Below are 16,983 nucleotides of genomic sequence, written 5' to 3'. Positions count from 1 at the left end.
TCACCCCAAGTAGTTGATTTCATGAAGATAGCGGCCACAAATCGATTTTAATTTTTGCAGCATTTCTTCCGGAAAAACGGCCACAAAGCAGGTCGATGGACCGGAAGATTTTAAGAGTGGAAGTGTTGTATTTACATTTTCTTCAGTAAATGTTTTATTCTCCAACAAAGTATTCAGCTCGTGAAGAATTCCCCTCGAGCCAACAGGAATCGTGACCACTTCTTCCAGGCTGCTAACCTCCATAAAAACCTTCAATGGCACAACCTGTTCTTGCTTTTCGATTACCTCTGTCCCAACCAGAGGGAAGCCAATGACAGCTATTCGTGTTTGGGCGTCATAAATCAGCTTATTGTTCCTCATATTTGCCTTTCTTTTTCCCAGTACGGTAAGGCCTACAGCAGATTGGTTTAACACAAAATTGCTCTCTGTGCTCCCGGTGATCCTTATGTCCACCCTGCCAAGCTCACGAGTTCCGTGTTCAATACCTTGTAATAGCTCTTTCCAGGCTTCTTCGCCGCAAAAGTTTTGGACAACTGTCGCAAATGGCTCAGCACCGGCACTTATGCACTCCATGACAGCAACTCTGAAAGAATAGTATGCGACGGTCTTATACGGAACCCGAACACTATCACCATCCTTCATTCCAATGCTGCCGCTATTGTCACTGGCTATCACCAGGTTTTCTACTTCATTCAAAGGGATCATTAAAATATCTCTCACTTGCGGTTATCCTCCCAGCTGCCCATCATTTAGTTCTGCTCATGCCTGTTTCGAAAGTGGAAGTCTGTCACCAAGCACTCTGACGACCCTTGGCAAAACAATAAAAGCAAGCACGGTATTTAAAATTGAACCGACAAATAAAGATGGCACGATCGCTAAGTAAAATGACTTTCCCATTAATATCATAAACGGTAGCGGGGCGGCGAAGCTGTTGCCCATGATAAATAGGACACCTGCTTGCCACCGTTTACCGCTTCTATATAGCAACGCGAACAAATAAACAAGCAGTGCCATTTCACAAGCAACCAGGAAATGAAAAGGGCCAAGCGGCATTCCCGCAACGATGGACGATAACAGATGGCCAATTCCGCCGACCGCTGCTCCTGCAGGGCCTCCCAAAAGGCCTGCTGCCATCAAGGCAGGCAATGCATCTAAAGCTACACTCCCTATCATTGCTGGAATCTTGATAAATGCGCCTGCCGCTGAAAGGGCGATGAACATGGCCAACCAGGATCGTTTCTTATTCTTCACCCTGTTTCGCCTCCTTGCGTTTTCCCTCCCTGAACACCTTTGCACTTCGAACGTATTCAACATCCTGCATATTGAGCCTGGAGTTGATTACCCTTGCAAGAGCAAAGAAATAGTCCGACAATCGATTCAAGAATTGTAAAGCTGTTTCGGAAACTTCTGGGTCAGCTTTCAACAATGAAACAACTAATCTTTCAGCCCTTCTAGTAACCGTACGGGCAAGATGGATTGAAGCGGAAGCAGGTGCTCCTCCGGGCAATATGAATCTCTCAAGCTTTGGAGCTTCGGCAATTAGCTCATCAATTTTCTTTTCAAGGTAATCAACTGATTCCTTTGTCAGCTTAAGTTCCCGGCTCTTTGTTACATTCGCCAAATCCCCGCCGCAATCGAACAGTTCATGCTGGATCTTTTCGAGATCGTCCAGAATATCCGCAAAAATGGATGGATCCAGCTGGGTAACAGCCTGGCCAACAAAGCAGTTTACTTCATCGACGGTTCCGTACGCTTCGACCCGAATATCATCTTTTTCCACCCGGCCTCCGATAATGCTCGTTTTCCCTTTATCACCTGTTCTTGTATATAGTCTCATATCCATACCCCTTTATTTTAATTTTTGACTGATTCCGTACCAGATCACGTCCACCCGGTCAGCGTTTGAGACGAGGTCCTGGTATACCCATCCAGTAGTGTCTCGCCACACGCGATCTTCAGCTGCCATGGGGACGATTCCTTTCGAAATATCACTTCCAATCAACACTATCTTACGCTGCTGATCACCGCTTTCCCATTTCATCCACTTTTGGCTAATTGACAGCCATTCTTGGCGGCTCACATCTGCCTGGATATTCTGGGCCATTTGCCGAATCCACACTTCAATACCTTCCAATACAATGATTTGCTTGTCCGTCAGTTCAGGGATTTCATCCCCTTTATATGCTGAATACCAAGAATGCTCAAGATCATCTAAATGATATTGCTTCCTGACCCACTCTGATTTGCCATTAAAGGCACCTCCTGTAACGAAATGCACCGTTCTTTCCTCCTTAGACCTTCTCTGCTCCAGGTTAATTGATAGCCTCGGCCATACGGAATTCTCCAATCCCAAAAATCTCTCTCTTCAGGAGCATACTGCGTCAACAAATAGCGGATCACTCCCCCATGGGTCACCACTGCAGCTGACTGAGTTTGATGTTCAATGACACTCCGGCTAATTTTCTCCCAAGCATTCTTCACCCGGCAGGTAAAATCATCAAAAGATTCCCCATTTGGCGGAGATTCTTTGAAAGGCCGTGAGAGCCACTTTTTATACCTGTCCTCGTTCTTCAGCTGTTCATACGTTTTGCCCTCCCAGTCGCCAAAGTGAATTTCTCGCAGATCAGGCAAAACTTCGGGCATCTTTTTAGGAAAGAGAACCTTCGCAGTTTCTTTGCACCTTCCAAGGTCACTAGTATAAATATGTTCAAAGCAGTCCTGAATCTCAGGTAGAAGCTGATCAGCCACTAAAGGTGAATCAGACCAGCCAAGATATGCTTGACGTTCATTCTCAATTGTCATCCCATGGCGAAATAATGCAATAGCCACAAGGTCATCCACAATATCACCTCCGTCAATTCGACACTGGCTCCAAGCGTATCTCCCGTCATCCCTCCAAACCATTCGAATACCTTTTTCTTAAGGAAGAGGACAATGATCATGACGGCAAGGAGATAGCTGGCCATACCAAGATATGAACCGCTAGAAAGAAGAACCACACCTAAGCCTACGAGATAAACAGGGTATACCCACAAGATCTTTTTTGATGAAGCATGGTGAAACATTGCCCCAAGACCTTCGTTTTTTGCAGGCCTCACCGTCACGAGCAAAATTCCCATCACTATTTTGCTGAGAAATGGAATAGCAATTGCTAGCAGATAAGTAGCACTGTGCAACATGCTGACAATCTCGTATAGAAAGAAAAACTTTGTACTCAACAAAACGATAACAGACAAGACACCAAACGCTCCTGTCCTTGGATCTTTCATGATTTCCAAACGTTTATCTTGATCCCGATAAGAAAAATAGGCATCGCTTGAATCGATCCAGCCGTCAAGATGGATTCCTCCAGTTAATAGAATCGACACAATCCAAAGTGCAAAAGCAGCGGTCAGAGCAGAAAATGGAGTCCACTCTACAATGGCAAAAAGGATGCTCGCGTAAATGCCACCTTGCAAAAGCCCAAGTAAGGGAAATGTTTGGATGGCACTTTGTAGATGCTTTCGGTCCATTGGAAGCTCCAAAGGAATCGGGACCGTGGAGAAGAATTGCAGATTGATCAGGAGACCCTTAAACCATTTCATGACGGCTTCCCCACTGTTCCGATATTTCTTTCAGCTTGTTCCAGTCGAGATGGGCCTTCAGATGGTCGGCCAATTCATCGTACTTCTGGTCCTTAAGCCTGCTGACATAAACAGGACGTCTCTCAGGCTCTCCCTTGGCCTTGCGGATGGAGTTAAGCCAATGGTTCCTCCATTCGTCATTATGAAAAAGATGGTGCAGGTATGTACCGATGATGCGGCCATCTTTCCCATAAAACCCTTCCTCTTTGCCCTCGTTTAACAACAATAACGGCTGGCATACTTCATACATTTCAGTTTCGCCAAGATGGATTTCGTACCCTGCTGCAGAAAGTTCAATTCCTGTCGAAGGATGAAGCTTTCCTTCTGACCTGACGGTAGTTTTGACACTCGCAAAGGTGGTGACAGCCGGAATGATCCCCAACCCTTCTTCAACAGAAGAAACTGTTCCCGTATCACTCCCGAACGGGTCGATGAGCTTATCGCCAAGCATTTGGTAGCCTCCGCAAATCCCGGCGATAAAGCCGCCATGATCAGCATAATCGCGGAGCCAATTGTAAAGGCCTGCCATTTTAAAAAATTGAAGATCCTTGATTGTGCTTTTTGTGCCAGGAAGGATGACGGCGTCTGGTTCTCCGATGTCTTCCGGCGAACTGACCCATCGAAGCGACACGTCAGACTCATGATAGAAAGGCTCCAAGTCAGTGAAGTTTGAAATATATGGCGGCTTGATCACTACAATATCAAGACCGGTCCTGTTCTTGGAAGTTGGGATCGATAAGGAATCCTCCCCATCGATCATATGATTCTCTAGAAATGGAAGTACACCGAGAACCGGAATCCCCGTTCTGGATTCCAGCAATTTGACTCCATCTTCAAACAAGGTTTGGTCTCCGCGGAACTTATTGATAATCAACCCTTTCACTCTCGCTTTTTCTTCCGGGGCCATCAGTTCCAAAGTGCCGATAATACTGGCAAACACCCCGCCTCTGTCAATATCCGCGACCAGTACAGCCGGAACATCGGCGATTTCCGCTACCTTCATGTTGACAAGTTCACGGTCCTTCAAATTGATTTCCACAGGGCTTCCAGCACCCTCCATAACAAGCATGTCATACTCCTGCTCAAGCTTTTCAAGCGCGGAACGGATTGCTTCGAGTCCCTTTTCGTAAAATAGTTCTCTGTAATCTTTACCGGACAAGGTATTAGCCACTTTCCCAAATAAGATCACTTCGGCAATCTGGTCGGACCTCGGTTTTAGCAAAATCGGATTCATCGAAACCTCAGCCTGGCTCCTAGCTGCCTCTGCCTGGATTCCCTGGGCTCTGCCGATCTCTTTTCCATCAAAGGTAACATATGAGTTATTGGACATATTTTGCGACTTGAACGGCGCTACCCGGACACCCTCATTTGCATAGGCCCGGCAGATGGCAGTGGCAATCAGACTTTTTCCAACATCAGATGCAGTGCCAAGTATCATGATTCCATTCATGGCGAACCCTCTCCTTTCATCATGATCGGCACCCCGGCTTCAACTAGATAAGCGTAATCCGCCTCTTTTAGAAGAGCTTGATGAAGGAGACCCAACACCTTAGCATAAGTAAATACAAGCTCATCATCGGCTATTGCATCACCAAGGACTTCATTGCTGACAACAATGAATGTTCTTGCCTGCAGAGCCACTTGATTTAGTTCATTCATAATTTTTGTAACGATCATCTCGGTAAAACCAGCATTGTCCCAATGCCCATCTTCCAGGAAAAATTCATTATTCAACAGCGTGGTCAGGCAATCCAAGAGGACGATATCATTTTTCGTCAGAACGGTTGAAAGCGGGGAAAGGTTTCTTGGGATTTCCCAAGTTCTCCATTTCAACCCGCTGAGTTCACGATCCTGTTGGTGGCGCATGATTCTCTCTTTCATTTCATGATCGCTTGGCTGCCCTGCAGCGACATAATGCAGCTGTCCGGAATATTCAGCTTCCAATTTACCCGCGAGAATTTCAGCAAAACGGCTCTTGCCGCTGCGGACACCACCGCTGATAAAAATTAAAGACGACTGTCCAGCCATTCTTCCACCGCCTCCATCAGTTTGTCGTTGGCTTCAGGACCCTTCACGGCAAATCGCAGCCATCTTCCTTCTAGCCCAGGAAAGTTCACAGTATGTCTTGGAATGATTCCCCTCTTAAGGAGATACTGCATGAATGGATACTGGTCAATAAGTGATGGGTCCCTCAGAAGGTAAAAATTAATCCTGGATGGAGAAACCAGCAGATTCCGCTTTTGATAAAAACGGAAAAGCCGTTGTCTTTCCTGTTGTATCAGCGCAATGGTTTCATTTATGTAAGATTCACTTTCGAGGCACCATTCACCTGCCTTCAGGGCAATCGCATTTGTGCTCCAATGAGGCTGGAAGGGTGCAATTTTCCTGATGACAGCTGGTTCTGCGAGCAAATAGCCGAGCCTCAAGCCAGGTATGGCAAACATTTTCGTCATCGAACGGATGATCAGTAAATTCGGATACTCATTTATGTATGGAGTGATCGATTCGTATTCTGCAAGGAAGTCGTAAAACGCCTCATCCACAATCAGCAAGCATTGATTCCTTCTGCACTCCTCCAGCAGATGAAGAATAATCGATTTTTGATAGTAGGCACCAGTTGGATTATTAGGATTGCAAAGGATTAAAGCATCCGCTTGCTGGAGTTTGCCACTTAAATCCTCGCCCGTCCATGCCCAGTTGGCCGGCAGCTGATGATACTCCACCCGGCATCCATTTGCCTTGCATGCTTCTTCATATTCCGAAAAAGCGGGCTGGACAATCACCGACTGTTTTCCAGCAAGCAAACGCCCGATCAGTGAAATGATTTCAGCACCGCCATTCCCAAGGAGAACCTGGCTTTCGTGCAAACCTTCCCTTTTGGCAATTTTTCTTTTTAAAATTGTTCCATGAGGGTCTGGATACTCCATGACCGACTCAAGGAGCTGTCCCCAATTCTCTTTTAATAAAGGAGGCGGACCTAATGGATTAATATTGGCACTGAAATCAAGCGTTTCTATCGGAACTGGCAAATTCATTGCTTCATATAAATAGTGTGGATTGGCACCATGAGTAGGCCACTTCAAAGAGAATCCCCCCAAGCCACAGGATGGTTAAAAAAAGTGGTACAGTACCTGTGACAATTTTATTTACTGCTAGAATATGATTTTTTTCAAGGAGAACAAGTGCTTCCCCCATCGTGGCGCGCTCCGAAATGATCCCTTTATAATGATTGATGCCTCCGAGCTGGACTCCGAGTATGGCTGCCACAGCAGCTTCTCCCCATCCGCTGTTTGGGCTTGGGTGTTTTTTGGCATCGCGCCTGACCAACTTCCACGCGGCTTTTCTTGTCGTATAAAGCGGGCGATTCGCAATGATCATACAAACTGATGTAATCCGGCTTGGCACCCAGTTGACCAGATCATCCAGTTTCGCTGATGCCCAGCCAAAATCTAAATATTGATCGTTTTTATAACCAACCATCGAGTCACAGGTATTGATGGCCCGATACAAAAGCGCCAGCGGAGCTCCGCCAATCATTGCCCAGAAAAGAGGAGCGGTAATGCCATCGCTCGTGTTTTCGGCTACCGTTTCGACAGCAGCACGGACAATTTCTGGTTCCTGAAGCTGCTCTGTGTCGCGGCCAACAATCCAGCTGAGCTTATGCCTAGCCTCTCCCAGTTCATTTTCAGCAAGTGGATGATAGACTGATAGGCCTGCTTCCTTCAGGCTTTTTTGGGCAATGGCAGCCGCAATCAGCACAGCTTCCATGAGGATTCCCGCTAATGGATGCAGGTAGTAAGACAATAATGTGACCAGGACAGCGATGCCTCCGACTGTCAGCAGGACGGCAGCGACCATGGCAATTCCTTTAGCTTTTCTGCCGCTGCCTCTATTCAATCCCCTGTCTAACTTGAAGATGAGAGTTCCCATCCATTTCACCGGATGTGGCCAGTGTGGCGGATCCCCAACAAACCAATCAAAGATGACAGCAAGTGTCAGGGCGATAAGGTGGTTCAGAATCATATCTTCACCCTTTTCTTGCTGTTCCTGATTGCATCTACTGTACATTCATGTACTCCTTTGCCAATAGTCCGCCCAAGAGGAGTGATCGTACCGGCGTATTCCAGCTTTTGTCCTTGCTGGGTCGAGGCAACCATGATGCTGTCAGTAGATGTACCCGTTGCCACCGTACCAGACAGTTTGTCCCTTATTTCCAGATCGTGCAGCGCCTTTGTCTTCGCTTCAGTTGCTGTCATTATACTCTGGATGAACGCTTCCTCCGTCAGTACTCCGTTGACGAAGATCCAAGTGTTGATGGTTCCTGGTGACATGTCATAGGAATAATACTCGCTGCTTTTCGATGCGTCCACCGCATTGCCGGTACCTGCCGTCACAACGATAAATATAGAGAACCCTTCTTCCTGATAGTGCTTAAAACAAACATCCTCCAGCATCACAGCAGTCATCATCCCGACCGTTAGTTCAGGATCGAATCCCTGTTCCTGCAAATAATGGATCATTTCTTCCCGATGGTCACTGCAATCATAGTTCTTGTCCACATGCCGGTTCAAAAAGCTGCGGTGCCATCCTGTTCCCGCCCCGACAACTCCAGAAGACATTGTTCTTAATGGAATCGGAGAATTCAGGGAGATGAATTCTTCTCTCATTTGGAGATTGCTTTCTCCTATTTCCACTGATATTGCATCATTTGGGCTAGCCGCAGGAAACAAACTTGTTTCCTGCAATGCTCCCTTAGTATGAGACTTAGTTTTAATGCTTGTACGCAAGATATGAGAACTCATCTTATTATTTAAAAACATCCGGGTAAACCGCTTTTGCAAGCTCTTCTACTCCTTCTGTCAGCCTCGGGCCCGTTCTTGTCACCTTATCGGAATGAACATCGATGACACGGTTTTCCTTGACCGCCGTAATCTTGTCCCATCCTTCACGGCTTGTAACATTTTTCACCGGCTCAGGTGTATAGTAACCGTGCGTCGTGATAATCACCTCAGGATTGCTTTTAATGATGGCCTCTGAATCCAGCTTAGGCCATCCCTCTTCTGTAACAGTGTTTTCTGCATGAATGATCTGCAGCATTTCATCAATAAAGGTATTTTTTCCAGCAGCATAAACTTCAGGCGCCGGCGAGACCTCAACGAATACCGACTTTCTGTCCTCTTCTTTTATTTCCTGTGCCTTTGTCTTGATCTCTTCTATTTTTTTCTTCATGTCTGCGATCATAGCATCAGCTTTTTCCTTTTTGCCTGACGCTGTACCAATCATGCTGATTGATTCATATACTTCATCGAACGTTTTCGCATCATTCACGACCAGCACTGTAATTCCAGTGTCTTTAAGCTGCTGAAGTCCTGCTTCAGACGAATGTGCACTAGAAGCATGGGCAAGAACCAAGTCAGGCTTCATAGAAATGATTTTCTCGAGATTGAACTCCATGCCGCCAATCTTCTCTTTCTCCGCCACTTCTTCAGGGAAATTATCAAAATCAGAAACTCCGACAATCTGTTCTTCCAGACCCAATCCATAGGCAATTTCCGTATTGCTCGGAATCAGGGAAACTATTTTTTCCGGTTTCGATTCTATGGTCACTTCCTGCCCTGTTCCATCCTTAATGCTGACAGGGAACTTCACTTCTGCCTGCTGAACCGTTTCAGTGTTCTTTGTCTCCTTTGCATTTGACTGTTCAGCATTGCTGCCACATCCAGCCAGAGCACCAATTGTTAACATGAAAGCAAATAATAAGGCATTTAACTTTTTCATCTTTCATTCCTCCGATTTTTCTCTGAATACATTTTTTTACAGACCCTCAGGCTTGCCTGTTCGTTGTAAAACAATATGAAACTTCCTATGAAACTAAAAAAACACCTCCATTTTACTCATGGAGATGTTTGTGTCGGTTCTTCTAATAAACAGCCAGAATCGTTCCCAAACACCTCCTATCCTCGTAGGTTGTGGCGCGAAGAATCGGGCAGGTCTCCTGGCTTCTGGTCATCGCAATCAAGCGCCTTCCCATACAAAAAGTACAGTGGCATCAAGCTTGAAGCTCCCAGTTACAGTGGCGGGACCGCGTTGGAATTTCACCAACTTCCCTATTAAGTCTCTAAACTACTTTTCGTTTAGAAGACACCAGATTCTTTATGTATTAAATTTTCGCTGATTCCAATTATACATAAATAATGTCGTTATGAGTAACAATTTGTATAATTTAGCAAAAATTTTTTCCTGAATGATAATTTTATGATTCTATTCTTTTTCTAAAAAGAAGGAAATCTTTTTAGGAAATAGTATTGAAAAACAGACAGGACTTTTTTTATATAAGCATCTTCTTGAATTTTGTTACTGCTTATCCAGATTTTGAAAAACCTCATGCCTATCCACTCCTCGGTTGATTCTTCGTTTACAGTCAGACTAGCTCGAGTCGTGTGTAACCGTTATGGCCTGCCCCCTATATTTTTCTTAATAGATACAAATACAGGGCGACCACTGGTGCTAAAATTAGCCCTGATGTCACGATGGAAAGGCCTAATCCGAATTTGAGAGCTACAAATCCAATAATCGGTCCGCTCAATATTTGTCCGAGGGCATCAATCTGGCCGTAAGTGGAAAGCACTGTTGCCCGCACTTTTGACTCAATATTTTCATTAAGCCACGCTCTGTATATTGGGCCATTGGTGATCCGCAAAATATAGAATGTCAGGTAGGCAGAGAAAGCCATGGTGAAATTTCCAGCCAGTCCAAAGCCGATGATGCTCAGTACCATTGCCAAGTTGATGGCAATCAATAGCCATACCTTCTGCAGTTTCCCCGTCTTCTCAAGTTTCCTCTTTATGTATTCGACCGCAATAATGCTCGTTACCATGGCAATCCCGTTGATGATACCCACCCAGACGACCGGTTTGATATTGACATCAGGCAAGCCGACCTCCAATAAGTGGGCGATCCACAAACGGTCAAGACCCTCGCTGAACAGACCGTAAAAGAACACAATACCGGTCATGACCATCAAAAATTGTTTTTTCCTAATCGACTGGAGACCCGATTTAAAAGTATGAATCATTTGACGGAACGAATCACGATCCTCTGAAGGTGCCGGCTGAAATGCCGTTTCAGGCATGAACAGGATCATAAATACCGCCAGCACCAGAAATAACGCTCCCCCAATGATCATCGGCAAATTGATCATTACCGTACCGATGAGAACGCTGACGATGATAGCAAGCAGTGCACCAAACTGTTTGACTTGCGCTCCTCTCAGGAATAGCCAGGAAAGGTCTTTTCCGCCCATCTCGTCAGCAATCCACGCTTCATCCGCACCACTTGTGAAGGTATAGCCGATGCCCCAAAGGATCTGACATAACAAAATAACCAAAAAGACAGGCACCAGACCTTCAATTAAAAATCCCAGCCCGATCAAGAACAATCCAATGATAACCGACAGTTTCCTGCTCTTCGTGTCTGCCAGTATACCTGTCGGAATTTCAAATAGAAAACTGCTAAGTTCCAGTGCCGTGCCAACAAGGACAAGTTCAAAGGCATTGAAGCCGGCAACTTGTATTCTATAAATCTCGTTGACGGTAAAAACCATCTCAAACAAAAAAGCAGTCAATCCCGCATATATAAGATAGACCCTGTAGGCCGATAGTTTCCCCGTCATAGTCCACCTCCTGAAAACCCACAAAAACAATAAGGATAAATCTAGTAGGTTTTTACTTTCTTACAAACCTCAATGGCATCAGTATGCAAATTTTCAACTGTATTCAAACTTCCAAACCCTTATCAAGATAACTTTTGGTTCTTTATATACTGAAAAACCCAATGCCATCCATAATCAACCCAAATGAAAAACCATGAATTTACGACTCTTTCCTCAGCCCTTCTTCCCCACTGTACAATTCTTCCTCAACTCTCTTAATAATTTCGGGGTGATCTTTTATCAACTTTGCAATATAGAAGAAACCGAACATGGTCACTCCTGTAAACAACCAGCCTATTACTTGTCTAACAAGAATCCCTTTATCAAATGCCTCAACCCCATATTCAATGATCAGCCAAGATTTAATAGCTGCAAAAACACCACTTCTGAGAGCGAACGATAAAGTCACCAGCTGGAATATGATAAAAATCTTTTTATGATTGAAAAGGTGCTTACAAAACGTACGGTCATGTCCCTGAAGTTCTGCAAAATCCAATCCAAAATACAGAGCCATAGGCCTTTTAATTAGAATTGTAGTAAAGATAAATGTGCCAATCGCCACATTATAAAAAACATTGTTCCATAGCATCTGTAATGCAGAACCAGCCAATACATCAATCAGTGTGCCAATAACCAATGTAGTAATTATGTATAACCCAGTAATGTTGATTTTCTTGACCTCATAAAAACGGTACAGACTATAGATTATTGCCGGAACGGAAGAAGCCAGCATTGCATAATAATCACCAATCACATCACGTAATCCATTCCAGAAAAGCAGTGGCAAACCGACATAAAAAATCAGATCCAATAAGATTAAGTTTTTCCTCAATAACATCACCTTTTTGATAAGCTAATAGACTCCTGCAAAAAAATGGAGTTTACCCTGTTCTTCTCCTGGTATCTGGTAAAAAGTTTAGGATTGCTCATTCTTCAACAGACTATAAACAATCAAATCCTCATAATGATCGTATAGATATTGTCCTGCCCGTTTGATTCCTTCCTTCTTGAAACCTAATCTCTCAGGTATCCCCTGGCTTTTCAAGTTATTATCGGCACATTGGATTTCAACTCTATTTATGGAATACCTGTCAAATAGCTCATGAATAAGACTCTTTAAGCTGATCGTGATGATGCCCTTACCTTCACTGTCCTTAGAAATAAAATAGCCAATGCTCGCAGATCGATTGCCCCAGTCAAACTGGACACCGATCATCCCAACAAGATGACCATTATTTCTTATAGCAATATCGAACCCTTGATTATTAGCCAGGTTCTCCAGCCAATATTTTATGACCGGCACCATATCTTCTGCCGATTTCCGTTTATCCACCCAAAGCAGCCATTGTCTTAAATGATCCCGGTTGTGATCTATCAGCTGATAGATTTCTTCAGCTTGATGCTGCTGCAATAATTCTAGGCTTATAGTTTCATTTACTTTAAAACTAAACATTTCCAATCCCTCACAATCAATTCTACTAACGATAAGGCACAGGCTCTTTCATTAAAGTTCCACAAAATAGCTTGTATTTCCTTCTTACTGGCCGGTCCTGATTTTACTTGGGAAATAAATTGGAAGTACGCTTGAATATGTTAAAACGGCGGGTCTGAGCGGTAACGCATGAGACACACCCGGTGACAGGTGTATCATCGAAACTGAGAAATTCACTTCAATAAGCATGAAACAAAAAGGTGCCTTGACCCTCTTGGATCAACGCACCCAGTAAAGTTACCTGAAAAATCATGGTTATTCTAAATATATTTTATGGCGATCTATTCCCCAACCATCCGAACAGTGTCAGACCTCCACTCTGATTATTCTTCTTCTCGCAGCAGAAGTGCTTCCTTCGCCATTACCGCAAGTTCAATTGTTTCAATGGTTTTGCAATAATTATTTAAAATTTCTCCATCCAAACTGACATCATCATGAAAATAATCCACTACATGCCAATCCCCAAACCAATCTCCACTCTCTGCTTCCTCGTGAGGGGTATCAGGCCACGCATATTTTAAAGCCGGACTGTATAGCCGCTCGGCACCCTTTCTCAACACACAATTTTTGACCTTTCGCTTATAAAGGGACCGAGGAAATGATTCATTTACATCATTAAACAAATCAGGCCAATAATCTTTTCTAGAGCCAGTGTGAGGGTGTTCATAGGCCCATTTAGAGACCTTAGACAAAATCTGTTCCTGTTGAAAAAGAAGAGAATACAATTTTTTCCCGAATATAATTCTTTCGTCGAGCGAAGTGAAATACCGTAAGGAGGCGCCGGCAAGCGAAGCCTTCTCCCTTTTGTCCCCGGTACCATAGGGAAAAATAGTGTTATTGAGGTTTAGAAAATCATACATTTTAAAGCTGACTGTACCTGTTACGACTTTTTTATAGTGATGATTTTGAATCAATCTTTTTTCCAAATAGCTTTGTTCATTGATGACCATTGCAATCGCCAATCTAGAATGGTCCCCACTGTGCCAAAAATAACGCCACATCGTCTCCATGAAGGTGGAAGTATGAAAATAAGGAAGAAGATGGAACATTTCCTGGCTGCGCCTTACACTCAAGTCATAAATCAAAAACTGAGGATACACATCTTGGAAAATCAGCCAGCTGCCGCGTTCCAAAAAGGAAAAAAAGTCGTTCTGTTCTCTTTCAGACAGTAGTTTTGTCAGTAACTCCCCTTTTAAATCCGTCATGTTCCATCCGACGTTTCGCGATACCATATGGCCGAGCAATGCCCAATGTATTTCAGGATGTTGAAGGTAAAACCGAAAATACGCTTGCGTCCGTGTTACATTGTTCTGATTAAGTTGTCTCGTCTGTTCTTTTATAAGCTGAATCCATCGTTTATCATGTTTTGACAAACTGGGCAGATGGCCGGAAGATTTCTTTTTCATCTTTTTCTTTAAATCTTTTTTCACGTCTGCGAAAGAGTTCAGCAAAAACGGCATCATCCTTCATAATCGTTCATTTTTAGGGGATCAGTCATTCCCATCATTGGAATGCATATTCACTTTGTTCATGGAATATGAATACAAAGATGAATATTCGGGAGAGGATGGGTTAAATGAGGCATCGTGTAATGAAGGAAATGGACAGAATCGCTGCTCAGTTAATTCAGGACCAATCAGACGACGGTGCCTGGCGTTATCCTTTCGAGACCGGGATCGCATCGGACTGCAGTATGATTATCTTATTGCGGACATTGGAGATAAATGACGAGGAGTTCATTAAAGAATTGGTAAAACGCATCGCCGGACAGCAGCAGGAAGATGGCTCATGGAAGCTGTTTCATGACCAGGAAAAAGGAAATCTGACCTCCACTGTGGAAGCGTATTATGCTCTTCTCTATTCTGGTTACCGCAATCGAAAAGACAAGGATATGCAGGCTGCCAGGCGGTTTATCATGGCGAACGGCGGGGCCTCGGAAGTCCATATGTTCTTGAAAATCTTGTTGGCCTTAACAGGTCAATGCGAGTGGCCGCACCTCCCCATTAATATTGAAGTGATGCTTATACCCGACTCCTTCCCTATCAATCTTTTTGACCTCTCCGTTTACGGCAGAGCCAACATTATCCCTTTTTTGATTCTCGCCAATACGAATTTTCGTAAGAGAACGCCACGGTCGCCCGATCTCTCCGATTTGTTCCAAAACAAAGAAGTTCGTTTTTTTACAGAGGATCAAGAAGAAGAGACCCGCTCGCTGATCAAATGGATCAAACAAGGCATTCAGGGGATGAAATACCATGGAAACCTTCGCGAATTGGCATTATATCGTGCCGAAAAATACATGCTGGACCGAATCGAACCGGACGGCACGTATTTAAATTATTTCAGCACGACTTCCCTTATGATTTTTGCCTTACTGGCGAGAGGCTATCATACTACCCATCCAGTGATTACCACTGCAGTGCAAGGGTTAAAAGCAATGACCTGCCGTATTGACGGAGAACTTCACTGCCAGTACACAACGGCTACAGTCTGGAATACGACATTGATTAGTTATGCTCTGCAAGAATCCGGTATTCCCTATTCATCCAGCACTGTCCAAAAGGCAAATCAATACATTCTCTCCCGCCAGCATCTCAAATACGGAGATTGGGCGATCCATGAACCTGACGTATTACCAGGAGGGTGGGGATTTGCAGACTTGAACACTTTCCACCCAGATATTGACGACACTACCGCTGCACTGAGGGCGATCCGTACTTTGGCCACAGAACAAGTGGATTGCCGGCAGGCTTGGGATCGAGGAGTAAATTGGCTCATTTCCATGCAAAACAAGGACGGAGGCTGGGCCGCATTCGAAAAGAATGTGGATAAGAAAGTGTTGAATTTGTTACCGATAGAGGGCGGAAAGGATTTATTGATTGATCCATCCACGGTTGATTTAACAGGGAGGACTTTAGAGTTCTTCGGCAACTATACAAACTTGGATGAACACCATCCGATGATAAAAGATGGAGTTCGCTGGCTGTTGCGGCATCAGAACTCAGATGGTTCCTGGGTGGGGCGTTGGGGCGTGTATATTTATGGCACTTGGGCGGCTGTAACGGGAATGATTGCCGTTGGGGTATCCCCGAAACATCCAGCTATTCAAAAAGCGTTAACTTGGCTGCGAAAAATCCAGAATCCTGACGGCGGCTGGGGAGAATCATGTAAAAGTGATATCAAAAATTCTTATGTGCCGTTGGGCGAAAGTACCCGGACTCATACTGCCTGGGCTCTTGACACACTCATCTCGGCGGCCACCGGTGTTACGCCGGAAATCGAAAACGGTGCAGCATTTTTAGCAGATCGGAAGGAAAAAGATTGGACGTCAGCCTACCCAAAAGGAAGAGGAATGGCAGGCTCCTTTTATATCAATTACCATTGTTATGAATATGTTTTTCCATTGCTTGCCCTGGCCCATTATCAAAAATTAGCTGGTGGAGAGCTCCTGACTGATCAATAACACAACATCACCTCCCTTGCTTGTTGTTTAGCATATTATTATAACCCGTCCCATAAAATGAACAAACCGCAATAGACGGCAGTCTTGGGACTTCAAGGAGGTAGGCAAAAGATGTTAGCGGAGCTCCACCAATTTTTAGATCTGAAAACATTAATCTGGCTGTTTCCCATCATATTCATTTTTCATGACTTAGAAGAAATCATCACTATTGAATCTTCCATGGCGGCAAACAAAGACAAATATCCGAAAACTCACTTCGTCGAGATGACCTTAAGAATGAGGAAAAAGCTAGGTTCGACCGCTGCCCAGCTTGCTGTTTCCGCTACGTGGATTTTACTATTCATTTCATTCACAACAGTAACCACCGCCCTTTTTTCATCTGACGGAGGGAGCTTCCTTCTATTTACAGCCATTCTTAATTTATTTGTTTTACAGGCAACGATGCATATTGTTCAAAGCATTATGTTCAGGGGCTATTCGCCTGGTATCATAACGGCCCTGTTCCTGCTTATCCCTTACTGTGTCATTACGTATTATTTTTTAGTACACTATGAAAAAATTGACTGGCCTTTCTTTTTCACCAGTCTGCCGGTTAGTTTGATGATGATTCCAGTTTTCCTGGTTGGCAATCTTCTAGGCCGTTATTTCATTCGATAACAGGCCCCTCTACTTTTTATCAAGTGACTTGAGATTA

At 44.3% G+C, this 16,983-nt stretch carries 18 protein-coding genes and 1 riboswitch; of the genes, 2 read left to right on the top strand and 16 right to left on the bottom strand.

Features of this window, described 5'->3' with window-relative positions:
- From AB5I83_RS20430 to AB5I83_RS20355, 16 genes are all read right to left on the bottom strand, one after another.
- Positions 1–720, bottom strand: a complete 720-nt coding sequence (locus AB5I83_RS20430) for an ATP-binding protein (RefSeq protein WP_448978087.1) — start codon at positions 718–720, stop codon at positions 1–3.
- A gap of 39 nt (positions 721–759) precedes the next feature.
- Positions 760–1,251 carry an ECF transporter S component gene (locus AB5I83_RS20425; RefSeq protein ID WP_448978085.1) on the bottom strand — a complete coding sequence of 164 codons (492 nt, stop codon included), beginning with the start codon at positions 1,249–1,251 and terminating at the stop codon, positions 760–762.
- Positions 1,241–1,837, bottom strand: coding sequence for a cob(I)yrinic acid a,c-diamide adenosyltransferase (locus tag AB5I83_RS20420; protein WP_167830556.1), 597 nt, complete (start codon positions 1,835–1,837; stop codon positions 1,241–1,243). Before AB5I83_RS20420 ends, AB5I83_RS20425 begins: the two co-directional genes overlap by 11 nt.
- A gap of 12 nt (positions 1,838–1,849) precedes the next feature.
- Positions 1,850–2,278, bottom strand: coding sequence for a bifunctional adenosylcobinamide kinase/adenosylcobinamide-phosphate guanylyltransferase (locus AB5I83_RS20415; protein ID WP_448978082.1), 429 nt, complete (start codon positions 2,276–2,278; stop codon positions 1,850–1,852).
- Entirely contained in the window at positions 2,212–2,841 is a 630-nt protein-coding gene (locus AB5I83_RS20410; RefSeq protein WP_448978080.1) for a histidine phosphatase family protein, read from the bottom strand. The genes AB5I83_RS20415 and AB5I83_RS20410 overlap by 67 nt, the downstream gene beginning before the upstream one ends.
- Positions 2,799–3,584 carry an adenosylcobinamide-GDP ribazoletransferase gene (gene cobS / locus AB5I83_RS20405; protein WP_448978078.1) on the bottom strand — a complete coding sequence of 262 codons (786 nt, stop codon included), beginning with the start codon at positions 3,582–3,584 and terminating at the stop codon, positions 2,799–2,801. The genes AB5I83_RS20410 and cobS overlap by 43 nt, the downstream gene beginning before the upstream one ends.
- A complete protein-coding gene (locus tag AB5I83_RS20400) occupies positions 3,571–5,073 on the bottom strand; it encodes a cobyric acid synthase (protein WP_448978076.1) in 1,503 nt (500 codons plus the stop codon). Before AB5I83_RS20400 ends, cobS begins: the two co-directional genes overlap by 14 nt.
- Entirely contained in the window at positions 5,070–5,651 is a 582-nt protein-coding gene (locus AB5I83_RS20395; RefSeq protein WP_448978074.1) for a bifunctional adenosylcobinamide kinase/adenosylcobinamide-phosphate guanylyltransferase, read from the bottom strand. Before AB5I83_RS20395 ends, AB5I83_RS20400 begins: the two co-directional genes overlap by 4 nt.
- Entirely contained in the window at positions 5,630–6,706 is a 1,077-nt protein-coding gene (cobD, locus tag AB5I83_RS20390) for a threonine-phosphate decarboxylase CobD (protein WP_448978073.1), read from the bottom strand. The genes AB5I83_RS20395 and cobD overlap by 22 nt, the downstream gene beginning before the upstream one ends.
- Positions 6,663–7,646, bottom strand: a complete 984-nt coding sequence (cbiB, locus tag AB5I83_RS20385) for an adenosylcobinamide-phosphate synthase CbiB (protein WP_448978133.1) — start codon at positions 7,644–7,646, stop codon at positions 6,663–6,665. The genes cobD and cbiB overlap by 44 nt, the downstream gene beginning before the upstream one ends.
- Complete coding sequence (locus tag AB5I83_RS20380; protein WP_448978071.1) at positions 7,643–8,464, bottom strand: adenosylcobinamide amidohydrolase; 822 nt, start codon at positions 8,462–8,464, stop codon at positions 7,643–7,645. Before AB5I83_RS20380 ends, cbiB begins: the two co-directional genes overlap by 4 nt.
- Positions 8,430–9,401: an ABC transporter substrate-binding protein gene (locus AB5I83_RS20375; RefSeq protein WP_448978069.1), complete on the bottom strand. Its 972-nt coding sequence runs from the start codon at positions 9,399–9,401 to the stop codon at positions 8,430–8,432. Before AB5I83_RS20375 ends, AB5I83_RS20380 begins: the two co-directional genes overlap by 35 nt.
- Positions 9,402–9,591: 190 nt before the next feature.
- Positions 9,592–9,787: riboswitch (cobalamin riboswitch) on the bottom strand.
- A gap of 299 nt (positions 9,788–10,086) precedes the next feature.
- A complete protein-coding gene (locus AB5I83_RS20370) occupies positions 10,087–11,295 on the bottom strand; it encodes an MFS transporter (RefSeq protein ID WP_448978068.1) in 1,209 nt (402 codons plus the stop codon).
- 199 nt (positions 11,296–11,494) lie between these two features.
- Complete coding sequence (locus tag AB5I83_RS20365; RefSeq protein ID WP_448978066.1) at positions 11,495–12,166, bottom strand: VC0807 family protein; 672 nt, start codon at positions 12,164–12,166, stop codon at positions 11,495–11,497.
- Between the two features lie 84 nt (positions 12,167–12,250).
- Positions 12,251–12,787 carry a GNAT family N-acetyltransferase gene (locus AB5I83_RS20360; protein ID WP_448978064.1) on the bottom strand — a complete coding sequence of 179 codons (537 nt, stop codon included), beginning with the start codon at positions 12,785–12,787 and terminating at the stop codon, positions 12,251–12,253.
- A 362-nt stretch (positions 12,788–13,149) separates the two neighbouring features.
- Complete coding sequence (locus AB5I83_RS20355) at positions 13,150–14,286, bottom strand: DUF2515 family protein (RefSeq protein WP_448978131.1); 1,137 nt, start codon at positions 14,284–14,286, stop codon at positions 13,150–13,152.
- 116 nt (positions 14,287–14,402) lie between these two features.
- Here AB5I83_RS20355 and shc point away from each other — a divergent pair, with 116 nt between their 5' ends.
- A complete protein-coding gene (gene shc / locus AB5I83_RS20350; protein WP_448978062.1) occupies positions 14,403–16,289 on the top strand; it encodes a squalene--hopene cyclase in 1,887 nt (628 codons plus the stop codon).
- Positions 16,290–16,400: 111 nt separating this feature from the next.
- Positions 16,401–16,946 carry an HXXEE domain-containing protein gene (locus tag AB5I83_RS20345; protein WP_448978060.1) on the top strand — a complete coding sequence of 182 codons (546 nt, stop codon included), beginning with the start codon at positions 16,401–16,403 and terminating at the stop codon, positions 16,944–16,946.
- The last annotated feature ends 37 nt before the right edge of the window (positions 16,947–16,983 follow it).

It is taken from the genome of Mesobacillus sp. LC4 (genome assembly GCF_053543455.1).
Note: the sequence above shows the minus strand (reverse complement) of the source record. Positions and strands in the feature narration are given on the sequence as shown.